The following is a 23,373-nucleotide window of genomic DNA, read 5'->3' as shown; positions in this document are numbered from 1 at the left end:
GACAGACTGTTAATTAACGTTTTTTAAGAAAAGTAAGAGACCTCTAAAATACTATTACTCGCTTACCAACATGTCAACAAAAGTCGTAAACTCCGTTTTAAATTCGGTATATTCATCACCTGTTGCTGGACCATTAAAACCTGTATGTATCTTTCGCACTTTACCAATTTTATCAATAAAAATAGATGTTGGATACGACAATACATGGTTCAACATTGGTAATTTTTCTTGTGCCTTAGCTTTATCTGAAGTTCCATACTGGGCTAATAAAATTGGATAATTAATACCTAAACCTTCTTTTAAACGTTTAATACTTTGGAAAGCTTTTTCTTTAGTTTTAGCATATTCAAAAGCCAATGCTACAAACTCTACGTCTTTATTACTTGAAGTGTTATAGTATTCTGAATAGTACTTACTTTCATCCAAACAGTTTGGACACCAAGTTCCCATTACTTGAACAATAACGACTTTGTTTTTAAATCGGTCATCTGATAACGACACCATGTTACCTTCTGCATCAGGAAATGAAAACTCCAAAGTGTCATATCCTTCTTTTAAAAATGTAAGATCGTTAGCATCTGGCAATTCAAATGATTCGTTTCGTTGTCCAATAAAAGGTTCTTGCCAATGATTTCCAGAGTAAAACATACCTTCCATCGTTCCGCCTTTAATTTTGGCAGTAAACAGAAACGCATGAGCACCATCAAAGGTTGATAGTTTCATTGTGTTTCCGTCCAGAATTCCTTCTAAGTATCTATAATCTCCTGTTGTGGTTCTAAAAGTTCCTGTGACTTTATTTCCGTTTTGTTTAAAAATTCCTTTAGCAATATATCTATCAGCTTCAATATCTGGACTAAAAACAACTTCCCAATTTCCATCTACATTTTGTCTAGTATCATTAGTTTCAGAACTAAAACGATCACTATTTCCAAATTCCGCAGAAAACGGAACTACACGATCTAAACTTTCTTTTATAAAACTTCCTTTTAAGCTTCCGTTACGAATAACAGCTTCAACATAACCTTCAAATACCGGAGTTTTAAATACAATAGTATCATTTGAGTATATGATATCATTCACTAAAATCACTTCGTCAGCATTAAAAATTTTCAAAGATTGTGGAGAGGTTACCTCAAATACAAAAGGCAACACCTCATCTGGAGTTACCTGCAATTCTGCACGCCAAACACCAAGTTTCAAATCATTACTCTCTTTCGTTTTACAAGAGAAAAACAACATCATAACAAGAAAAAAAGTAAGAGAAAATTTCATAATGTGGAGATTAATGAACTAATAGTCAGAACAATTTTATAATTCTTACAAAGAAAAGACAATTATCGATTATTATTACTACATAGTATTATTATCTTTGTCGCTTGATTAAAGTACACAAATGAAGATTTCTTATAATTGGTTACAACAGTTTTTAAAGATAGACTGGCCAGCTGAACAAACTGGTGAGCTTCTTACTGATTTAGGTTTAGAGATTGAAGGTATAGATTCTTTTCAATCGGTTAAAGGTGGATTACAAGGTATTGTAGTTGGCGAAGTGCTTACATGTGAGCAACATCCAAATGCAGATCGCTTAAAAATCACTACTGTAAATATTGGAAAAGATGCACCTTTACAAATTGTATGTGGCGCACCAAACGTTGCAAAAGGACAAAAGGTCCCTGTCGCTACTATTGGAACAACCTTATACACAGATGAAGGTGAAGCTTGGACTATTAAAAAAGGCAAAATTAGAGGCGAAGAAAGTCACGGAATGATTTGTGCCGAAGATGAATTAGGATTAGGCGCTTCTCATGATGGGATTATGGTTCTTGAATCTAAAACAAAAGTCGGAACGCAAGCAGCCGATTTATTTGACGTAGAAAATGATCTGGTTTTCGAAATTGGATTAACTCCAAATCGTGCTGATGCCATGAGCCATTTTGGTGTGGCTCGTGATTTGAAAGCCGGTTTGTTACAACAAGAAATCAATACGGAATTAATTACACCATCAGTTAGTTCGTTTCATGTAGAAAACAGAACTCTCAAAATAGATATTGATGTTCAGAATAAAACCTTAGCGCCTCGTTATTGTGGTGTTACGATTTCTGGAATTAAGGTAGAAGATTCTCCATTGTGGTTACAAAACAGACTAAAAGCTATTGGTTTAGCTCCAAAAAATAATATAGTTGACATCACTAATTATGTTTTACATGAATTAGGTCAACCCTTACACGCTTTTGACGCAGCTAAAATTGCTGGAAACAAAGTGGTCGTAAAAACTTTACCTAAAGGCACGAAATTTATAACACTTGATGAAGTAGAACGTGAATTGCACGAGGAAGACCTTATGATTTGCGATGATGAAAAACCAATGTGTATTGCTGGAGTTTTTGGCGGAATTAATTCTGGTGTTACAGAAAGTACAACGAGCATCTTTTTAGAAAGTGCTTATTTCAATCCTGTTAGTATTCGTAAAACAGCTAAACGTCACGCCATGAATACAGATGCTTCTTTTAGATTTGAAAGAGGTATCGACCCGAATATTACCGAATACGCGTTAAAACGTGCCGCATTGTTAATTCAAGAGATCGCTGGTGGAGATATCACTAGTGATTTGATGGATTTTTATCCGAATAAGATTGAAGACTTTCAAGTTCGCATGAGCTTTGACAGCGCTAAGAAATTAATTGGTGAAGAAATTCCGAAGGAAACCATAAAAAGCATCTTAACGTCTTTAGATATAAAAGTAAATAACGTTACAGAAACAGGATTAGGTCTAACCGTTCCTGCGTACAGAAACGATGTGCAACGTGAAGCTGATATCATAGAAGAAATTTTACGTGTGTATGGCTATAATAATATTGGTACGACTGAAAAACTAAATGCTTCTATTTCAAATACTTCAAAATTTGAAGATTACAAACTTCAAAACATCATAGGGAACCAATTGGCATCACAAGGGTTTTTCGAAATGCTTTCTAACTCATTAACAACACCTAAGTATATTGAATTAAGTGAGCAATTAAAAGAAGAGCACAATATAGAAATGCTCAACCCATTAAGTAATGAGTTAAGTGTGATGCGTCAAAGTCTATTGTTTTCAGGACTGGAAGCAGTAAGCTATAACATTAATAGAAAAAGAGATGATTTGAAGCTATATGAGTTTGGAAAAACTTATCATAACTACAATGGAAATCGTGAAGAATACAAAAGACTATCTGTATTTTTAACAGGAAACAAGAATACTTTGCGCTGGAATTCTCCTGTGCAAAAAAGTGATTTCTTTTATTTAAAAGGAATTATAAACAGCACCTTAGAACGCTTAGGGATTTCAAGATATAAAGTCTCGCCTATTAAAAATGATGTCTTTAGCGAAGGGATTAGTTTATCTGTAGGAAAAACTAAATTGGTCGATTTTGGTATCATCAACAAGAAAGTCTTAAAACATTTCGGCATTTCACAAGAAGTGTTATTTGCAGAATTTGATTGGGACAACGTTGTTAAACTTGCAGAACACAACGACATAAAGTTTAAGGATATTCCTAAATATCCTGAAGTACGTCGTGACTTTGCTTTATTACTTGATGAAAAAGTGACTTTCGAAGATATTGATAAAATTGCAATGCAAACTGAAAAGCAATTGCTAAAAGATGTAGATCTTTTTGATGTCTATCAAGGAAAGAACCTTCCTAAAGGAAAGAAAAGTTACGCTGTAAGCTTTACGATTCAAGATGAAAAGAAAACCTTAACAGACAAGCAGATTGATAAAATCATGAGCAAGCTTCAAACTAATTTTGAAAAACAATTAGGAGCTGAATTAAGATAAAAAAAAAAAGCCTTTTCGAAATGAAAAGGTTTTTTTTTATCTTTTACTATTGCTAACGTGTCATCGAGACTGTACCTGTACAAGTCTCTCCATACCTAGTGCAATCTGATCCTATTACATCATTCCTGCTACTTTGGGAAGTGCCTGTGAAACTATCTGTAGCTTCATCATAAATTAAAGTCATTGAATTTGTGGCTGTTTGAAAATTAACACCTTCACACGCTGGCGAGAAAAAATCTTGATAACTTAAATTTATAGTTAAAATATTATTTTCAAAAGTAAAACCATTTGTCAAATAATTACCATTTGAATCGTCTGGCAATACAACAGTATAATCAACATTTAATGTTAAAAGTTCACCAGACCCATTATCCGTAAACGTATCACCATTTGAAACAACACAATTTGAATTCTCAGCAAAAATCCATTCACCAAAAATATTAACATCTGTTTTTTCATATGAATAGACATATTCACTTCCTTCGCTCACAACGAAATTAGTATCAGTAAGTTCTAAAATTTGTTGAGACGCACTACCCGAAACATTTCCTTCTGTGAAATTTACAGTTAAAGTATTACCAGTGATACTGTAATCACCTCCTCCAGATTGTGGCGCATCACATGTCCCCAAATCTTGAGCAGTAAAATTAGACGAAGTAAACACTAACTCTTCATAACAACTAGGATTAAAAATTTCAGAGCCATTGTACAGAACAGAATTGGCACGCCACGTTCCTAAGATTAGCTCTTGGTAGTTATTTTCGTCATTGTTATTAGTAATAGAAATATCAAAACCACCTGAAATTGAATTAAAGTCATCATTATAATTATACTTTAATCTAGTATTTACAACTCCATTTTGGATTAAACTTTCATTAATAATATTAAGGGTTAATTTCAACTCTCCATTAGTAAAAGAAATTGAAGAAATTTCGATATTTGAATCTGTTACACTAAATTGAAAGCCATTAAAATCTTCTGAAGTCACAGTTACTGTCTCTAATGTTGAATCATTCTCATTTAAATTATCTAAAAGATTAATATTTGAAAAGAACACATTATCATTAACAAACATAATTACCTGATTTAACTTAATTATTGCTTCACTAACTATATCAAATGATTTAACATAATCAATAATACCGGCTACACCTTCATCTATATCAGAAGGAATGAAATCTCTGCGATCTACTTCAAAACTTAATGTCTTTTCTTCATTATTAACAAATTCAATACTATTTGCGCTTGAATTTCTTTCAAAATCTGCAGCAATGCCATCAATTTTAGCGCTAAAAATTTTGAGGTTACGCGAGTCTATTTCTCTTTTATACTGTCTAAACTTTTTTAAAGCATAAGCTGCTACTAATGCTCCCATAGCTTTCTCTATTGGCTCAGGAGCTAATATAGCAAGAGCTACTCCTGCTGAAAAAGCTACTCCAGAAACTTTAAACCTTAGTATTAAATTTGTGTTACTAGTATTTATAGACCTAGACATACTTGCGCTTGCAAATCTAGATAGTTCAGCACTCACTAAAATTTCATTTATAAAACTACTATTTGCAACATAAAATTTGGCTGTTACTTCTTTTTCATTATCGCTCAACGCATCAAAAGATTCTACAAAAGCCGACTGGAAAAGCGATAAATCTATAGCATCTGGCTCCTCTAAACCATTAACAAACAAATCCATCCTTGCTAACATTTGGTCAACCGTATTTTCTGGTGAATCTACAAGCTCTGTTGCCACGATATCGTAGTTGACACGCAACCCATTTAAACCTGGAATTTTCAAACTCGTACTACCAGGCTCAATATTAGAAGGCACTAAAAACACAAGTTCATTATCGGTAGTTTTTATTAAATTAACATCAATAGCTCCCAAAGAACCAGTGTACTCCTCTTGCAAACTTCCATTATAAATTATAGTAACTAATTGAGAAGTAAAGATTTCTCCTCCATCTCTAATTTGGCTCTCTTCTGAATTATCATCATTAGAACAAGAAAACATTACAGTAATTAAACTAAATAAAAAGTAAAAGCGGATAAAATTTTTCATAATTAATTGGTTGGTTTATAACTTTATAAAGCTATGAAAAAGATTTAACATGCACATACCTGCTTATTTTAGCATCTTACTCAGAAAAAAATTAGAACACTCATATTTCTTTTTAGCATTTTTTATAAGAAGTAGCAATTTATTATTCTTTACTTTTACAATTCACTAGAACAGCTTATCATTGAAATTTTTATTACCCGTTTTATTCTTTCTATTTTCTTTTTGCGGAAACCATTTTTACGCACAAAACCTTAACACCATAAAACCTTCCGACAGCACTGAAACTGTATGGTCATTACTTAAGCACGACACAAAATACACCTTGAAAGGCGTTGGTCATTCATTTACTCGTCCACTACATTGGCAAGGTGATGATTTTGCGAAATTAGGCATACTCTTTGTTGGAACAGCTGCACTTACGGTTGCCGATAATCCTACAAGAGATTTTTTTCAAAACAATAAAGACGACTTCCCTAAAGCTTTAAGAGATTTTGGATGGTATTTTGGAAGCCCTCAAAACTATTTTATGGCTAATGCTGGATTATATGGTTTTGGGTTAATAACAAAAAATGAGAAGATTAGAAAAACGAGCATTCTAATTATTTCATCTTCAATTACTACTGGATTAATACAATCCATTACAAAAACTGTTGTTGGTAGAGCACGTCCAGGTTCAGATTTAGATCATTTAGATTTCGATCCGTTCTCTAATCAAGCAAGGTATCATTCTTTTCCATCTGGCCATACAGCACTGTCAATTACAATGTCGCATGCTATTGCCAAACAGTTTGAAAACACTTGGGTTAAGATTGGTATTTATTCCGTAGGTGCTATTCCACCTATTTCTAGATTAATTGACGATGCACATTGGATTACAGATGTTGTTTTTAGTACAGCACTTAGTATAATAGTTGTTGATAGTATAGACAAATATTTATTCAGTGAAAAAGCTTATGATTATCCTCATAAAGAAAAACATGTTTCATGGAACTTAAGATTTGGTGCCAATCAAATTGGTATTGTTGGTTCCTTTTAGACAATTATCAAATCCATAAAATTCATCTGTTAAACTATTGTAAAATATTATATAAGCTTAGGGTTTAAGGTTTAAATAATACTTAATTTTAACATTCATTAAAAACAAGATAAAACATGGCAACAATTACTTTAGGTGGAAACCCTGTATATACAACAGGCACACTCCCAGAAATTAATTCTAAAGCAATAGACTTTAAATTAGTGGCTACTGATCTTTCTACTAAAACCATGAAAGATTTTGAAGGTTACAAATTAATTTTAAACATATTTCCTAGTGTTAACACAGGTGTATGTTCTAACTCAGTTAGAGCTTTCAACAAAAAAGCTAGTGAATTGGAGAATACAAAAGTATTATGTATTTCAAGGGATTTACCTTTTACGCATGAGCAATTTTGTGGAGCTGAAGGCTTAAATGATGTTGTAATGTTATCCGATTTTAAAGAAGCAGCTTTCGGAAAAGATTATGGTCTTTTAATGACAAATGGTATTTTTGACGGTCTTCTTTCTAGATGTGTAATTGTCTTAGACAAAGACGGTTTGGTTAAGTACACTGAACAGGTCCCTGAAATTGGTCAAGAACCAAATTATGAAGCTGCTCTCAATGCTCTGTAAATCATGTCTAAAAAAGACTCCTTTTTAGTTAACCGATTAAAAAGCATAGGTTATGCTTTTAAAGGTGCTGTATATCTTGTGAAAACTGAATCTAGTATAAAGATTCAGGTTTTTATTGCGATTGCAGTAACTATTGCAGGCTTTTATTTTGACATTTCCAATACAGAATGGCTCATTCAAATTGCCTTTATTGGTTTAGTGATGAGCTTAGAAGGTATGAATACAGCTGTTGAGTACATTTCAGATTTTATTCATCCAGACAGACATGATAGTATAGGCAGAATTAAAGATATTGCCGCTGGAGCCGTATTTATAGCTGCTGTTTCTGCTTCTATTGCTGCATTGGTTATTTATATCCCAAAAATTTTTTAAGGTTCATAACTCCGTTAATATCTAATAGGTTTAAATACTTTTAAGTTAGGATAAACGTTAGTAATTTGTATTTTTGTTTTACACTAAGAAACCTTTAATGGCGAAGAAAAAAACCAAGACTAAAAGCAAAGCTAAAGCAACGCCGAAACTAAAGAAACCAAGTTTTAAATTATCTAGTCAACAAAAATTGATTTTGGGTAGTTTATTAATAATTATTGGTGTCTTATTGTTTATCGCTTTCTTGTCATTTTTCTTTACTGGTCAAGCAGATCAAAGCACACTTTCGGAATTAACGTCAAGAGATATCGAAGCCAAGAATTGGCTTAACAAACTTGGTGCATGGGTAAGTGATTTATTTATCAATAAAGCCTTTGGCATTTCTTCTTTTATCTTTTCTGGATTAGTATTCCTTTCTGGTATATATGTTACATTAGACATTAACAAATCTAAGCTGAGAAGACATTGGATTTGGGGAACACTTATCGCTATTTGGCTTTCAATATTCTTTGGCTTTTTTGCTCACAAATACGATTCACTTGGAGGAACTATAGGTTTTGAAATGAATAGCTTCTTTCAGGATTATATAGGTAAAATAGGAACTATACTCCTACTTGTTTTTATTTTAATTGTGTATTTAGCGATTCGTTTTAAAGTCAATGGAGAAGCTATTGTATCACTTTTTAAAAGCGTCAATAAAGAATTAAAAGACGAGATTAATTCTGCCAAAAGCACAGACGAGGAAATCGTTGTTCCTTTAGATAATAATTTATCTGCTGAAGCCGAAGACATTAAGTCGGCTTTTGAACTAAACATTGAAGAATCTAAACCTACAATAGAAAAACATTCAAAACCTGAAACAAAGGCTGAAACTCCTAAAGTAACTATTACTAAACCAGAGCCTGAACCTGAACCAGAGTTAAATATTGAAATTAAAACAATTGAAGAGGAAGTTTCAGAAACTGATAATCTTTCAAATAAACTGGTTGAAGATTTTGGACAATTTGATCCAACACTAGACCTTAGTAAATTTGAATTTCCACCTTTAGATTTATTAAAAAAATATGATACTGAAGGGATTACTATTAATCAAGAGGAACTTGAAGAAAACAAAAACCGAATTGTAGAAACACTAAGCAACTACAAAATTGGTATCGCAAGTATTAAAGCTACCATTGGTCCTACTGTTACACTTTATGAAATTGTACCTGAAGCTGGAGTGCGAATTTCAAAAATTAAAAACTTAGAGGATGATATCGCTTTATCGCTATCGGCTTTGGGTATTCGTATTATTGCGCCTATTCCAGGCAAAGGAACAATTGGTATCGAGGTGCCAAATAAAAATGCAACTATTGTATCGATGCGTTCTGTTATTGCATCGCAGAAATTTCAAAAATCTGAAATGGAACTTCCTATTGCTTTTGGTAAAACCATTAGCAACGAAACTTTTGTTGTTGATTTAGCCAAAATGCCTCACATGCTTATGGCAGGAGCCACTGGTCAAGGTAAATCTGTAGGTTTAAATGCCGTTTTAACTTCACTACTTTACAAAAAACATCCAGCCGAAGTTAAGTTTGTTTTGGTCGATCCTAAAAAAGTAGAGCTTACTTTATTCAATAAAATTGAACGTCACTACTTAGCGAAATTACCAGATAGTGAAGAAGCAATTATTACAGACAATACAAAAGTGATTAACACCTTAAATTCACTTTGTATTGAAATGGACAATCGTTACGAAATGCTGAAAAATGCAATGTGTCGTAACCTTAAAGAATACAACGCAAAATTCAAAGCACGTAAACTCAATCCGAACGATGGCCATCAATTTTTACCGTACATTGTTTTAGTGGTTGATGAATTTGCCGATTTAATTATGACCGCTGGAAAAGAGGTTGAAACTCCTATCGCTCGTTTGGCTCAATTAGCTCGTGCTATAGGTATTCACCTTATTATTGCTACTCAACGACCTTCAGTGAATGTTATTACTGGTATAATTAAGGCTAATTTCCCAGCTCGTATTGCATTTAGAGTAACTTCAAAAATTGATTCACGTACCATTTTAGATGGCTCTGGAGCAGATCAATTGATTGGTCGTGGTGATATGCTATATACCTCTGGAAACGAAATTACTCGTATTCAGTGTGCTTTTGTAGATACGCCTGAAGTTGAAAGAGTCACTGATTTTATCGGTGGACAAAAAGGGTATTCTGACGCTTATTTATTACCAGAGTACGTTGGCGAAGAAAGTGGCACAAGTCTTGATAATAATATTGCAGATAGAGATAAATTGTTTAGAGAAGCTGCTGAAATTATTGTGACAGCACAACAAGGTTCTGCTTCTTTATTACAAAGAAAACTAAAACTAGGATACAATAGAGCTGGACGCTTAATTGACCAACTAGAAGCCGCTGGTATCGTTGGAGGATTTGAAGGCAGTAAAGCTAGACAAGTTTTGGTTCCTGACTTTGTAGCTCTCGATCAATTATTAGCAAACGAATAGTAATTAAGTAGTTTATATAACAACTAACATTTATTTTTGATGATGAAACAGATTGTAATAGTAATAGTAGTTTTAATAAGTTCATTTGGTTTTGCACAAGATGCTGAAACCTTACTTAATGAAGTTTACGATAAGACTAATTCTTATGAAAATATATCCATAGACTTCAAATATGTACTTCAAAATACAAGCGAAAATATTAACCAAGAAACTCGTGGAGACGTTGTTATCGAGGGAGACAAATATGTTTTAAACATCCTTGGCATTTCACAAATTTATGATGGAAAGACACTTTATACAATTAGTCCTGAAGATGAAGAAGTAACTATTTCTTCAGATAATTCCGAAGAAGAAACTACAATTACACCGAGTAAGATGTTATCCTTTTACAAAGAAGGATACACCTACGAGATGGATATCGTTCAAGATGTAAAAGGAAGAAAAGTTCAATATGTGAAATTAAGTCCAATTGACACCAACTCTGAGATAAAGCAAGTTTTATTAGGTATTGATGCCAATACAAAACATATTTATAATCTTATTGAAATTGGAAAAAACGGGACAAAAACTACGTTAACTGTTAATTCTTTTAAAACGAATGAGCCGATCTCAAAAACCTTGTTTACATTTGACAAAAGTAAATATGGAGACTATTATATAAATAGACTCGATTAGGCCAACCATCAATGAAAATACTAGATAGGTACATACTTACGACCTACTTAAAAACCTTTTTGAGCGTGTTTATTATACTCATGCTCATTTTTGTATTACAATCTATTTGGCTATATATTAGCGAATTAGCAGGTAAAGACTTAGCCGTTGGAGTCATCCTTAAATTTTTGTTATACGTTACTCCTACGCTTATTCCTTTAATATTACCACTTACAATTTTACTAGCTTCTATAATGGTTTTCGGACAATTTGCCGAAAACTATGAGTTTGCAGCAATGAAATCTACTGGCATTTCGCTTCAACGGGCGATGAGAAGTTTAAGTGTTTTTATTGTATTATTAGGTATTACAACTTTTATTTTCTCAAACAATGTTATTCCTTGGGCGAATTACAATTTCTATAACTTAAGAAAGAATATTGCTAAAGTTCAACCAGCAATGGCAATTGCCGAAGGTCAGTTTAATGATATAGGAGATTACAATATAAAAGTAGAAAAGAAAAGTGGAGACAAAGGTGAATTTCTTCATAAAGTAGTTATTCATAAAAAAGGAGTTCGTCGCGCTGGAAACTCTACAGTCATTATCTCTGATTCTGGAGAACTAAGGAGTAATCCTAATTCAAACATTCTTCAGTTGGTATTGTTTGAAGGGCATTATTATGAAGAAATCTTCAGTAAAGATCCTAAGCAGCGAAACAAGAAACCTTACGCAAAAAGCTATTTTGAAGAATACACAATTAATGTTGATTTAGAAGGATTAAATGACGTAGACATAGATGACAAAACTTATGACAATCGTTACAATATGCTTGATGTAAGCAGCCTTAACTACACGATTGATAGTTTATATCAAAAGAAATCTAATAACTTAAAAGATTTTTCTGAAACCCTTTACGCTCGTTCAACTTTCGAAAATCTAGATCAAAATATTACAATAAAAAAAGATTCGATTTTTAAAGGTGATATTTTCAGTTTATTTAAAACATCAACCAAATTACAGATACTTACACTTGCCGCAAATACAGCATCAAGTACAAGACAAATTATAGTTGCCAATAAGAAAAATGCTTCAGGAACAACAAAATGGCTAAGTAAGCATGTGATTTCACTACATGAAAAATACCTTTTAGGCATCGCTTGTATAATTCTCTTTTTTGTTGGAGCGCCCTTAGGTGCTTTAATTCGTAAAGGAGGAATTGGTCTACCGTTAGTAATCGCTATATTACTGTTTTTGACCTATCATTTCATTGGAATATTTGCTAAAAACAGCTCCTTAGACGGCACATTAAATCCTGTTTTTGCGACCTGGATCTCAACACTTATTATGCTGCCTTTAAGTATTTATCTTACTAGAAGAGCTACAAAAGACAGACAGTTGTTTGAATCTGAAGGCCTATTAAATCCTCTTAAAAAACTATTTGGAATAGAAAGTAAAACGCTCATTACTAACACAAACCTTTTACCAAAAGAATCTGAAGATTATCAAATACTAAGCAGTTACGACGATAAGAAATTAATTGATATTCTAAAGCATTATAGACAATATGATTATGGAATTGAGTTCAAAAACTCTTCCTTAGAATTGTTAGAATCTCGAGGAATTACCGAACAAGAATTAAAGTTTGGAGGAAATCTTATAGATTATAGTTATGAAGAATCAATTCGTCTAAAGTATTTATACGAAGAGAATTCTAAATTAGCTTTTATTCTTTACGCAATCGCGCTAACACTAATACTACCTGGAGCAATATTAAAAAATAATGGCTTCCCTTCTGCTGGTCAAGCTTTGTTTGTTTGTGGCATTGTCGTTGGAGTTATTTATTTGTTTACTCTAATTAAATCCTTTATAGACAACTCTAATTTATACAAACAATTAGGCAAAAGCAATATTGCCAATGCCTTAGTTTTTGCAGTTGGTGGTTTACCATTATATTTTCTGTTCTACTTTTTTCAAAAGAAAAAGATTAACGAAGATTTAAAAATCAATAATAGAAGTGATAAAACTGTTATCAGTTCTACTAATAAGGAGAAAATTTCAAATACAGCAGGCTTAAAGACTGCCTATAATGATTACAAGACGTATTCAAATTATGCTTTGATTTTCTTTATTATCGCTGTAGTTTTATTCATTTCACATTTCGTTTTTAAGAACAACAAATTACCAGCTGCGGAGAGTGCTACTTTAGAATTATCAGCTATTTCTGGGCTTTTATTTTTAGTGTATTCTATAGCTTCAAGCATCCGTTTCAAAAAAATGTACAATCTTATTAATCGAACATTATCCTCACATAATTTATGGAGTATTTTCGGACTTTTAATTTACCCAGTGGTATATTTCAAAAGACGGAATAAAATATTTGAAGACTTTTCAGCTTAGAAGAAATAAGCCATATCTTTGCAATTCTAATTTATCGTTATGCTAACAACAATGACAAACACTAAAAATTCAACAAAAATAGAACTCAACACCATTTCTGAAGCTATTGAAGACATTAAAAATGGCAAAGTTATTATTGTTGTTGACGATGAAAACAGAGAAAACGAAGGTGATTTTCTAGCAGCTTCAAGTAAGATTACAACAGAGACCATCAATTTCATGGCTACGCACGGCAGAGGTCTTATATGCGCTCCTTTAACAGAGAGTAGATGTAAAGAACTTGATCTAAACATGATGGTACGCAACAATACAGATCCTATGGAAACAGCTTTTACTGTTTCTGTTGATTTAAAAGGGAATGGAGTTACCACAGGAATATCTGCAAGCGATAGAGCAAAAACGGTTCAAGCACTCATTGATCCAAATACTAAACCTTTTGAATTAGCACGACCTGGTCATATTTTTCCTCTTGTAGCAAGAGAAGGAGGAGTTTTAAGACGAACTGGTCATACAGAAGCCGCAATTGATTTCGCAAAACTTGCTGGTCTGGAACCTGCTGGAGTAATTGTAGAGATCATGAATGAAGATGGAACTATGGCAAGGTTACCTCAACTTATGGAAGTTGCTAAAAAGTTTGATTTAAAAATTGTATCCATAGAAGATTTGGTCGCTTATCGCATGGAACATGACTCGCTAATTGAGAAAAAAGAAGATTTCAATATCGAAACTCGTTTTGGAAGTTTTCGTTTAAGAGCGTACCAACAAACAACTAACAATCAAATACATATAGCTTTATCAAAAGGGTCTTGGTCTAAGAATGATCCAGTACTTACGAGAGTAAATGCTACTTTAGTAAATAATGATATTTTAGGCACACTTACCAATAATGCAGATGAAAAATTAGACGATATGTTTAAGGTTATCAATGATGCGGGAAAAGGTGCAATTGTTTTTGTTAACCAGCAATCACAATCTATGAATTTGCTAAAACGTCTTAGTCTTTTAAAAGACACTCAAGTTGAAGGTGAAATTGTAAAAGCACCTCGCATTGAAATGGATTCTAAAGACTTCGGAATTGGAGCTCAGATATTACACGACCTCAACATTCATAAACTACGATTAATCTCAAATACACAACAAACTAAGCGTGTAGGAATGATTGGTTATGGATTGGAAATTGTTGATTATGTAAATTACTAATTCAGTTTAAATTTTTAATATAATTTAAAGCTGGATATAAAAACTCTTTAGCTCTCTAAGGCTTTTGTAATAGAAGACGCCATATTAGAGGCTCTTTCTTTCACTTCTGCATCTGTCCATGATAATTTTATCAAACAGGATATGTTACGACCAATGTAATGATCGGATTGCTCGAATGATTTATTCTTAAGATTCTCCAGAGCTTGTTTCATTTCTGAAGATAAAGGAAACAGAGATTTTTGGGATTTAAGATGATCCCATTTTCTGATATAATGCCAATTATTATCGTAGTAATTCCAACACACATCAACACCATTTGATTTTAAAGCTTTAGACGTCTTTCGAGCAACTTCTAAATCTGGCAAAAAGAAGTTTAGAAACGCATAACTTTCTTCTCCTCCTTCAGGTACTTTTCTAAAGGTTACACCAGGAATTCCGGTAATTGCCTCTCGGAGTATGGTATAATTTTTTTTCTGAATTGCTATAAATTCTGGTAATCGTTTCACTTGAGCTAAACCTACGGCTGCATGCAATTCAGAAATTCTAAAGTTATACCCAAGAAATGGATGCGTCTCAGCACCTCGATCTGAACCAACATGATCATGACCATGATCGCTATAATGATCAGCATTTTTATAATATTCTGGATTATTAGTAATCACAGCTCCTCCTTCACCACAGGTTATTGTTTTTACAAAATCGAAAGAAAAACAACCTAGATCTGCAATACTTCCAAGTGGTTTTCCTTCATAACTCCCACCTATAGCTTGACAAGCATCTTCTACAAATAAAAGATTGTGTTTTGTACAGATTTTTTGAAGCGCGTTCATGTTTCCCATGCTTCCGCACATTTGAACAATCATAACCGCTTTCGTTTTATCAGTTATAGCATTTTCAACGGCTTTTGGATCCAAGGTAAGTGTATCATCTATATCAACTAATACTGGAATGGCACCTAACATCATTATAGCTTCAAAACTAGCCACAAAAGTAAATGTTGGCATTATGACTTCATCTCCTGCTCCAACTCCAGCAGACGCTAAAGCTACAGACACAGCAGCAGTTCCACTTGACACTAATTGTACGTGGTTGGTTTTAAATGAGTTTTGAAGTTCTTCTTCTAATTCTTTTGCTTTCCAATGGCCATTTCTCATGCCATCAAACCCATAACGCATAAGAACTCCATTATCTAATACATCATTGACTTCTTTGCGCTCTAAGTCGCCAAATAATTCAAATCCTGGCATACTAGTATTTAGTCTTAGTCTTTAGAAAAGTCATGAATTCTGAAACGTTTTTAGAATTTATTTCAGTTAAAGCTTTTTCTATTGTATTTCCCTTTTTATCTATAAGAACTAAAGCTGGAACAGCATCACTTTTAGTATAATGAAAAGCTAAACGTTTATTATAACTATCAGTTGATATATCTAATTTTAAAAGAACAAAACTTGACGCATATCTCTTGAAATTTTCTGAATTAAAAACTTGATCTTGCAAAACATCATAGCTTTCTCCAGATGTATTATCTGTTACAAAAACCAAAATTGGGTTGTTAAGTGTTTCTGAAACTTTAGTCGCTTCTTTATAATCAGTTAACCATTTTTGAGTATCAGTTTGTGCTGAAAGATTCACGCTAACTATAAGTAGGATTATTACGGCAATTTTTTTCATGGCATTAATATTAAAGTGATTGAAACAAATATAAGATATTAGTAAGGTCGCTCAAAACAATTCTTAGAATTATAAAGTGATAACTGCATCATCAATAGTTTTTCTGACTTTTTTAAACATAGCAAATTTATCGTCCTCTGCTCTATATCCTATGGGTAATAAAAGAACCGATTTTAAATTGTGCTCTTTTAAATTTAATAAGTCATCATATTTTTCAGGAATAAATCCTTCCATTGGACAAGCATCAATACTTTCAACCGCACATACAGTCATCAAATTACCAAGAGCAATATAGGCCTGTTTTACAGACCATTCTTGACGCTCGGTTTTAGACATATCCTGCATCATAGTCTTTAAATCTTTTCTATAAGGTTCTAAAACATCACTAGGAGTTCGTCTTAAATCGGCAACAGAATCAAATAAGTTATCTACATCAGTATCTTTAATGTCGTCTTGAATACAAACAATCAACAAGTGCGATGCATCTAAAACCTGATTCTGATGATAAGAATGCTCTAGCAATTGTTTGCGCATATTTGTATCTGAAATAACGACTAAGCTCACTGTTTGCAATCCAAATGACGTTGCAGTAAGATTAAAAGCTTCCTTTACAATTTGCAATTTCTCTTCAGATAGCTTTTTTGAAGCATCAAATTTCTTTGTAGCGTAACGCCATTTTAAATGATCGATAATATTCATGTAAATCAAAATTAGTATTGCAAAAATAAGCTTTGAAATTTTTAATTAAATAACCATTATCATTAATAAAATCAATATCAATATAAATTGTATTAAAAATATCAGGTTTTATTTGAAAGAATTAAAAAAGCGTTCTATATTTGCACTCGCAATTAGGGAAACCTAATGAGACACTTTGGAGAGTTGGCAGAGTGGTCGAATGCGGCAGTCTTGAAAACTGTTGAGGGTCACACCTCCAGGGGTTCGAATCCCTTACTCTCCGCTGAAACGAGTTTCAAATGAAGCTTTAAATTTCACAAAACCCTTTAAACACAGTGTTTAAAGGGTTTTTTATTTTTTGTCTATTTTCAAAAGACACATAAAAGCTCAAAGTTTAGTTACCCTATGAGTTACCCTATTGCATTTTTGGGTAATTTCATAAAATAGGGTAACTGAACTTTTAGAATTCGCTCCGAATTCGCTGTAAACACTGGGTGTTCAAAATGTTTTTAGGTTAATTCAAGTCTAATTTAAAAACAAAGAAATGTTACAAATCACCTATTTTATTAAAAGTGAAAAAGCAAAGAAAAATGGTCAGTGTCCAATCTATGCTAAAGTTAAGTACCAAAATCAATCCCTTACTATGAGTACAAGACAGAGTATCACTGAGCAAAGATGGAATTTCACTAACAATCTCAGAAATACTTTGAAGCTGGAAAAAGAGAAGATTATTAAGATTTCTATTGATAATTTGACCATAAAGTTTGAACGAAAAATCAATGAAAAGGTTCGAGATAATTTGGCAGTTAATCTTCAAGAGATCAAAACCGAAATCATTGGAAAACCTAAAAAGAAGGAAAAAGAAATTGGACTTATCGATTTATTTGACATACATAATGAAGCTTTCGAGAAAAAAGTAAAGGCTGGAGAACGATCACCAGCTTCTCTTCAAAAATATAACAGAGCTAAAGATCTTATCCAATTATTTCTAAAGAAAACATACAATAAGGATAATATTTCGTGTAAATCTATCACTGGTTCCTTCATTTATAATCTAGAATCTTATTTAAGATATGAAAGTGTTTACAAGGGTAAGGTTGGAATCAAAAACAATTCAGTATTCAAATACTTTAAGACTTTTAAAACCGTCTGTAACTTTGCTATAAAGCTAGACCTCATTTTGAAGAACCCTTTTTCAAAATATGACGGAAAATTAAAAGTTAAGGACGCTACGTATCTTACCCAAGATGAGTTGAATAAGATTGAAGAAAAGTCATTCAATATTCAAAGATTAGACAGAGTAAAAGATATTTTCTTATTCAGTTGCTATACTGGCTACGCTCCTATTGACGCTCAAAGTCTTACACAAAAAAATCTAATCAAAAACAATGAAGGAGATCTTTGGATTATTGCGGATCGAGTAAAAACTGGAATACGTGCCAATGTTCCAGTGCTTCCAACCGTATTGCGAATCCTTAATAAGTATGAGGGAAAACAAACAGGACTCATTCCTAAATTATCTAATCAAAAAATGAATGCCTATCTAAAGGAGATTGCAGATGTTTGTGGTATCAATAAAAACCTCACGTGGTACGTCTCTAGACATACCTTCGCTACAACAGTAACCCTGGGAAATGGGGTTAAATTGGAAAATGTATCAGCCATGATGGGACACTCTAATATTCAACAAACCCAACACTATGCCAAAGTTTTAGACTCGTCTGTTTTTGAGGATATGAAAAAACTACGAGATAAATACTCATGAAATAATTTATGTGCTACAATTGTCAAAATGAGCAGCTAAAACCTTTGAAACAATAAACTTTTAACTAGATGCATTCTACATTTGAAAAAAAGTTTTGTGAAATGATTTTAGTTGCTAAAAAAATGAATTCTTCCTTGGCAAACCTTTTAAGATTAAAAAATGGATGTTCAGATAATTATAGCACTTAAATGTTTAATAGCATGTAGCAAAAGAAATTTAAAATTGATTAAGAACTAAAATTTCCGATAGAACTTGATAATCAATACTTTATCTAAAAATATTGCAATAATTTTGAGTACTACCAAAAAAACATATTAACTATGAATTATGTAAACCAAACCAATAGTGCATTACTTAGTTTATTAAAATTTAAAATTAGGTTTTCGGAAATCAATAATGCTTATTTATTGAACGATAAGTGGGTTAATGAAATTGATGGAAATTATTTTATGAATCAAGTTGAAAATGTGAAACAACTACTAATAAAACTATTACGAAATGGGATACATCATGAGGAGTACCTACAAAAATTGATAGATCGTATTTGGAACCGAATACAGGGTCTCGACGGATACAAAATCCATTCACCGGATATTATAAAAGTGTATTCAGAAATCAAAGCCCCTATAATACGTCATAAAGAAACACCTTATGCAAAAAAAGATTTATACAATGAATTTAGGCAAGGCCAAAGCCTAGAGACAAACGTGGAGAGAGATCAATTTACTTATCTAAATTTTATTACTAAAAATCTAAACAACTATGAAACGCGAATGGATTTTGAATATGGCCTACTTTCTTATGCCATCTATAAATATCATGAAGCAGTAAGTGATTTACATAATTATGTTTTTTCCCTTCATTCTAATGCACGATATATTGATTTCAAAAATTTAGAAGTGGAAGGTGGTGAAGAAATTAAACAGAAAATTAAAAAAGACATCATATGTAATTTCAATCTTAATAAGAAAAGTATTGCACACTTGCAAAGGATCATGATTGAAGAAAGAATAGTCGTATTCGACGAAACCAGCAATTCGAACAATAGACTTCATATGAAAAAATTTCTAGAGGATAACTATACCTATCAGAACTCGTCGAAAGATAGGGTTCAAATTAAATCCTTTAACCGGGAATATGCAGAAGCAGTTCATACATCACATGCAAATATAGAAGAACATAAAATTTTCATTGACAAAGCAATCGAAATATTACAAAATCGAAAGAACCGACTAGGTACCATTGAGTATCTCAAAAACCCACACAATGACTAATACTCACAATTAAATTCACCTATTATGATGGAACACCAAAAAGAAATCAGAATCCCAACAGTTGAGAGCATTAGACTACTGCTCCAACCTATTTACCAAAGACTAGCTGACATTCAATCGAAAATGAGTAACGAAATCGTACAAAAAAGCACTCAAAAATATTACCGCAATGGTGACTTGAAAAATATTTTCAATTTATCGAACAATACGATTGTCAAATATCGTGAAACAGGAGTAATTCCCTATACGAAAATGGGAGACATTTATTTATATGAGGTCAAAGCAATAGACACTATTATAAAAGAGAATTCAGTAAACATAGACAGATTATGAAAGATCCATTAACACAAGAAGAATTTGTACCAAAACGCAGCAACCAACGCTTTGCAAATTCTCAAAACAGAATTAAATATTACAACGACAAAGCCAATCAAGAAAGAATTGAAAATGCTTTTATCGATAAACCGGTGAAAAAAAACTTAAAGATTCTAAAAGAGCTTATGGAAGGAAAAACAGATGAGTTTTTTCATATAGAGTTTTTAAAAGGAAAAGGTTATGATTTTAATTTTTATCAAGCTACTTGCAAAGCCAAAAACAGCACTGGATACTGTCTCTACAACTATATTTTAATTTTCAACAATGATGAAGTCAACGTCCTACGAAATTATTGATCCTAGTATGCATGTTATGGTTAATAAGGCATCTAACGAAGCATCATTGTTGAATGAAAATATAAATTTGAAACAATTGAATTCTATTATCATTATATCTGCAATTGTTATTGTTGTCGGAACAATTTTTTATACCGTAAACCAGAAACGGGATATAAAAGACGACAACTAAAAATCAGAAATCAAATTTACCCTTTCCAATTTCATTCAACTTCAGTATTCATTATTAACCATAATCTTTAAAATATTATTAGATTTGAATGTCTGGATATAGTTAATATCTATATCCAATTGTTGCAAGTAATATAAATAAACTCTAACCATATGTAGGTATGACTTTGGAAAAACTATGAAAAAAACTACACTATACATAATAGCAATTCCTTTGGGATTAGTTGCATCAATTTTTCTTCCAATTTATTTCTCTAAAATACTTCATTATTTTAGCCCTATTGAAGGAATAACCGAATTTTTTGATAATTATCTGATTACAATTTTTGGTGGATACATTGGTGTTTTTATACCAGCATTGATTGTACCAAAACATAAAATTATTTTTGGATTTATAATGTTAGCTATCTGCATAATATCTTCATTTTACATGTATAGCAAAGGTGATGATTTCAACTATTTGTTTGTAATAGGTGGTTTACTTGGGCTTATAGTTGGAACACAATTTTCCAAATTCAATGCAGATTGATAAATTATTGTTATGATTGCCTTTTATTAATATTTAGTATAGTTTCTATCCTAAAACCAAATTGAATTGAAAAAATACTACTTGCAACAACGTGTATAATTAATTGCTGGGTCACTGCCGACTTACGAACATTCCTGCGGAATATTCTATCTGTGATTTATTTGCTAACTTAGTTGCTTAACCAAGCAACTAACCATACACAATTCCGATGGAATACATTCAGCGAAAAGCTGACCAAAATGGTTCCGCAACTGTGTTGCTCCCACCCTTTCGGTACATGTATTCCATCTTCCTGCTAAACCAAATTGCAAGTAAGTTTATATAGCCAAATACAGCTTTTACTGCCCATTGAGGGAAAACGTAAGCCATCGCCATTGCTAAAAGCAATTTGATCCGACTTCTCAAACTCTCGATACAATAAAGTGACTCTCTTATAATTTTTTTTTAAGGAAATTTATTACGCGAGACATATAATTAGCTCCAAAAATACTTGGTAGAGTATTTTCGATTCTAATTATCTTTCACTTTTTGTATCTTCGTTTTCAAAGCCGAACTGCGTTTAGCAGGAAGTTGGCAATAATTAAAAACCGAGAACTTCAATGAAAATTGTAGAATACATTTTGAACTTATTAGGTATCAAAAAAAAAAAACCTGCTGAAAAAACAGTGCAGGAAAATCTAATATTAGATGAAACAAGTAATACTACAATGACATCATTTGGTTTTTCGAATGAAAATAATGAACAACTTCATTTTGAACTTATTCCATCGATAACAAATATTCAAAATTGGAATTCGGTTGAGTTAAAAGATAATGACCTAAAAAACATAAATGGTTTTGTTTCCAATTTGGTTAGTTCGAGTGCAACTGTTGGAATTGCTTCTCAAGCAACTAATGGACTATTTAAAGCATCTACGAATACAGAACTATTAATGAAATTAAAAGATGGTGGATTAGGTTCTGCTGTAATGAATGGAAATAAAATTGGCGGTTCTGCTGGCTTTTTAGAAGCTGGTAGTACATTTTTTACACCTTTAATCGCTTTTCAACTTTTGAGCCTTGCAGTAGGACAAACTTATATGAAAAACATTTCTCTACAACTTAATTCAATTCAAGAGAAATTAAATGACATTTTAAGGCTTCATCATTTAGAAAGGGAAGTGATTTTAAAAATTGCTTATGAAGATTTGCAGAAATTAGCATTAAAATGTAATTATGGAAGTACTGAATTTTCAGAAATAAATAGAATAATCTATGATTTAAGAAAAATAAAGTTAGAGTACTATACTTTAGCAGAAGAAGCTTCACAAAAGGTTAAACTTGAAAAAACTGAATGGAAAATAAGCTCAAAGAAATCCGCAAATAAAACAATAAAATCATATAAAGAATCAGGTTTTATATACAATATTGAAAATGCAATGTTTTCTCATAACCTATTTAAACTTGCGAAACTAATTGAGTTTAGAATGAAAATTTCAACTAATGACTTATCATTTAACGATATGGATGAAATAAAAAAACTAAATAAATTGGATTTTGAAAATAAAACTCTGAAATTAAATTCAGAACTAAATTACAAATTTATCGAAAATTTAAGGTTGCATAAAGAAAAAGTTAATTGGAACGATAAAGATTTAACAGCAATAATTGACATTGAATTAAAATCAATTATACTTTTCGAACGAGAATTAAATAAACGAAACGAGCTAATTGACAACAATTATGAACAATTAACAAATAGCTTTATTTCTGAAAAAGAAATAGTTTTAGATTTTAGGAATGAAAACACTAAAATGTACATAAATTAAATAACTATTGCCAACAACGTGTATAACCAATTGCTTGGTTTTAGCCTACTTGGAAATTCCTACGGAATTTCATCTGGTTCGTTTTCTTTTACTAATTTAGTTGCTTGCCAACGCAACTAACCATACACGAACACGTTGTGCAACATTTTGACCCGTCCTGA

The 23,373-nt window shown here is 32.1% G+C and carries 19 protein-coding genes and 1 tRNA gene; 15 read left to right on the top strand and 5 right to left on the bottom strand.

The genetic code is table 11. The annotated features are described in order from the left end of the window. Positions 1-54: 54 nt before the first annotated feature. Positions 55-1,272: a peroxiredoxin family protein gene (locus RH81_RS11310; RefSeq protein ID WP_033960452.1), complete on the bottom strand. Its 1,218-nt coding sequence runs from the start codon at positions 1,270-1,272 to the stop codon at positions 55-57. 121 nt (positions 1,273-1,393) lie between these two features. On the opposite strand from RH81_RS11310, the gene pheT reads away from it, so the two are divergent. Further along, positions 1,394-3,820 carry a phenylalanine--tRNA ligase subunit beta gene (gene pheT / locus RH81_RS11305; protein WP_033960451.1) on the top strand — a complete coding sequence of 809 codons (2,427 nt, stop codon included), beginning with the start codon at positions 1,394-1,396 and terminating at the stop codon, positions 3,818-3,820. 52 nt (positions 3,821-3,872) lie between these two features. Here the strand turns inward: pheT and RH81_RS11300 are convergent, their stop codons facing one another. Continuing rightward, complete coding sequence (locus RH81_RS11300) at positions 3,873-5,876, bottom strand: lipocalin-like domain-containing protein (RefSeq protein ID WP_033960450.1); 2,004 nt, start codon at positions 5,874-5,876, stop codon at positions 3,873-3,875. Between the two features lie 181 nt (positions 5,877-6,057). Between RH81_RS11300 and RH81_RS11295 the strand changes: the two genes are divergently transcribed. From RH81_RS11295 to ribB, 7 genes are all read left to right on the top strand, one after another. Then, the gene (locus RH81_RS11295; RefSeq protein ID WP_033960449.1) at positions 6,058-6,912 is read left to right on the top strand and encodes a phosphatase PAP2 family protein; all 855 of its coding nucleotides are present in this window, start codon (positions 6,058-6,060) and stop codon (positions 6,910-6,912) included. 116 nt (positions 6,913-7,028) lie between these two features. Further along, complete coding sequence (gene tpx, locus RH81_RS11290) at positions 7,029-7,526, top strand: thiol peroxidase (RefSeq protein ID WP_033960448.1); 498 nt, start codon at positions 7,029-7,031, stop codon at positions 7,524-7,526. 3 nt (positions 7,527-7,529) lie between these two features. Beyond that, on the top strand, positions 7,530-7,898 hold the full coding sequence (locus tag RH81_RS11285; protein WP_033960447.1) for a diacylglycerol kinase: 369 nt from the start codon (positions 7,530-7,532) through the stop codon (positions 7,896-7,898). A 97-nt stretch (positions 7,899-7,995) separates the two neighbouring features. After that, complete coding sequence (locus tag RH81_RS11280; RefSeq protein WP_033960446.1) at positions 7,996-10,395, top strand: FtsK/SpoIIIE family DNA translocase; 2,400 nt, start codon at positions 7,996-7,998, stop codon at positions 10,393-10,395. 42 nt (positions 10,396-10,437) lie between these two features. Then, positions 10,438-11,070 (top strand): outer membrane lipoprotein periplasmic chaperone LolA1, encoded by a 633-nt coding sequence (gene lolA1 / locus RH81_RS11275; RefSeq protein WP_033960444.1) that lies wholly within the window; start codon positions 10,438-10,440, stop codon positions 11,068-11,070. Between the two features lie 11 nt (positions 11,071-11,081). Further along, entirely contained in the window at positions 11,082-13,445 is a 2,364-nt protein-coding gene (locus tag RH81_RS16785; RefSeq protein ID WP_081988299.1) for an LptF/LptG family permease, read from the top strand. Positions 13,446-13,496: 51 nt separating this feature from the next. Further along, positions 13,497-14,645 carry a 3,4-dihydroxy-2-butanone-4-phosphate synthase gene (ribB, locus tag RH81_RS11265; RefSeq protein ID WP_033960629.1) on the top strand — a complete coding sequence of 383 codons (1,149 nt, stop codon included), beginning with the start codon at positions 13,497-13,499 and terminating at the stop codon, positions 14,643-14,645. A gap of 47 nt (positions 14,646-14,692) precedes the next feature. Here the strand turns inward: ribB and RH81_RS11260 are convergent, their stop codons facing one another. The 3 genes from RH81_RS11260 to RH81_RS11250 all read right to left on the bottom strand — a co-directional run bounded on the left by RH81_RS11260 (position 14,693) and on the right by RH81_RS11250 (position 17,015). Next, complete coding sequence (locus RH81_RS11260; protein WP_033960442.1) at positions 14,693-15,892, bottom strand: DegT/DnrJ/EryC1/StrS family aminotransferase; 1,200 nt, start codon at positions 15,890-15,892, stop codon at positions 14,693-14,695. A gap of 1 nt (position 15,893) precedes the next feature. Beyond that, on the bottom strand, positions 15,894-16,316 hold the full coding sequence (locus RH81_RS11255; RefSeq protein ID WP_033960441.1) for a thioredoxin family protein: 423 nt from the start codon (positions 16,314-16,316) through the stop codon (positions 15,894-15,896). Positions 16,317-16,385: 69 nt separating this feature from the next. Further along, complete coding sequence (locus RH81_RS11250; RefSeq protein WP_033960440.1) at positions 16,386-17,015, bottom strand: NAD(P)H-dependent oxidoreductase; 630 nt, start codon at positions 17,013-17,015, stop codon at positions 16,386-16,388. Between the two features lie 177 nt (positions 17,016-17,192). Here RH81_RS11250 and RH81_RS11245 point away from each other — a divergent pair. The 7 genes from RH81_RS11245 to RH81_RS11215 all read left to right on the top strand — a co-directional run bounded on the left by RH81_RS11245 (position 17,193) and on the right by RH81_RS11215 (position 23,212). Then, positions 17,193-17,277 (top strand) — tRNA-Ser (locus tag RH81_RS11245). A 261-nt stretch (positions 17,278-17,538) separates the two neighbouring features. After that, a complete protein-coding gene (locus RH81_RS11240) occupies positions 17,539-18,759 on the top strand; it encodes a site-specific integrase (RefSeq protein ID WP_033960439.1) in 1,221 nt (406 codons plus the stop codon). Between the two features lie 320 nt (positions 18,760-19,079). Then, positions 19,080-20,033 (top strand): hypothetical protein, encoded by a 954-nt coding sequence (locus tag RH81_RS11235; RefSeq protein ID WP_033960438.1) that lies wholly within the window; start codon positions 19,080-19,082, stop codon positions 20,031-20,033. Between the two features lie 24 nt (positions 20,034-20,057). After that, positions 20,058-20,366 carry a MerR family transcriptional regulator gene (locus tag RH81_RS11230; protein ID WP_033960437.1) on the top strand — a complete coding sequence of 103 codons (309 nt, stop codon included), beginning with the start codon at positions 20,058-20,060 and terminating at the stop codon, positions 20,364-20,366. Then, positions 20,363-20,704, top strand: coding sequence for a hypothetical protein (locus RH81_RS11225; RefSeq protein WP_033960436.1), 342 nt, complete (start codon positions 20,363-20,365; stop codon positions 20,702-20,704). The genes RH81_RS11230 and RH81_RS11225 overlap by 4 nt, the downstream gene beginning before the upstream one ends. 349 nt (positions 20,705-21,053) lie before the next feature. Beyond that, positions 21,054-21,404, top strand: coding sequence for a hypothetical protein (locus tag RH81_RS11220; protein ID WP_033960435.1), 351 nt, complete (start codon positions 21,054-21,056; stop codon positions 21,402-21,404). 599 nt (positions 21,405-22,003) lie between these two features. After that, the gene (locus tag RH81_RS11215) at positions 22,004-23,212 is read left to right on the top strand and encodes a hypothetical protein (RefSeq protein WP_033960434.1); all 1,209 of its coding nucleotides are present in this window, start codon (positions 22,004-22,006) and stop codon (positions 23,210-23,212) included. Positions 23,213-23,373 lie beyond the last annotated feature (161 nt).

This window comes from Psychroserpens jangbogonensis, from assembly GCF_000797465.1.
Lineage (GTDB): Bacteria > Bacteroidota > Bacteroidia > Flavobacteriales > Flavobacteriaceae > Psychroserpens > Psychroserpens jangbogonensis.
This window is presented reverse-complemented; position numbering and strand designations above follow the sequence as displayed.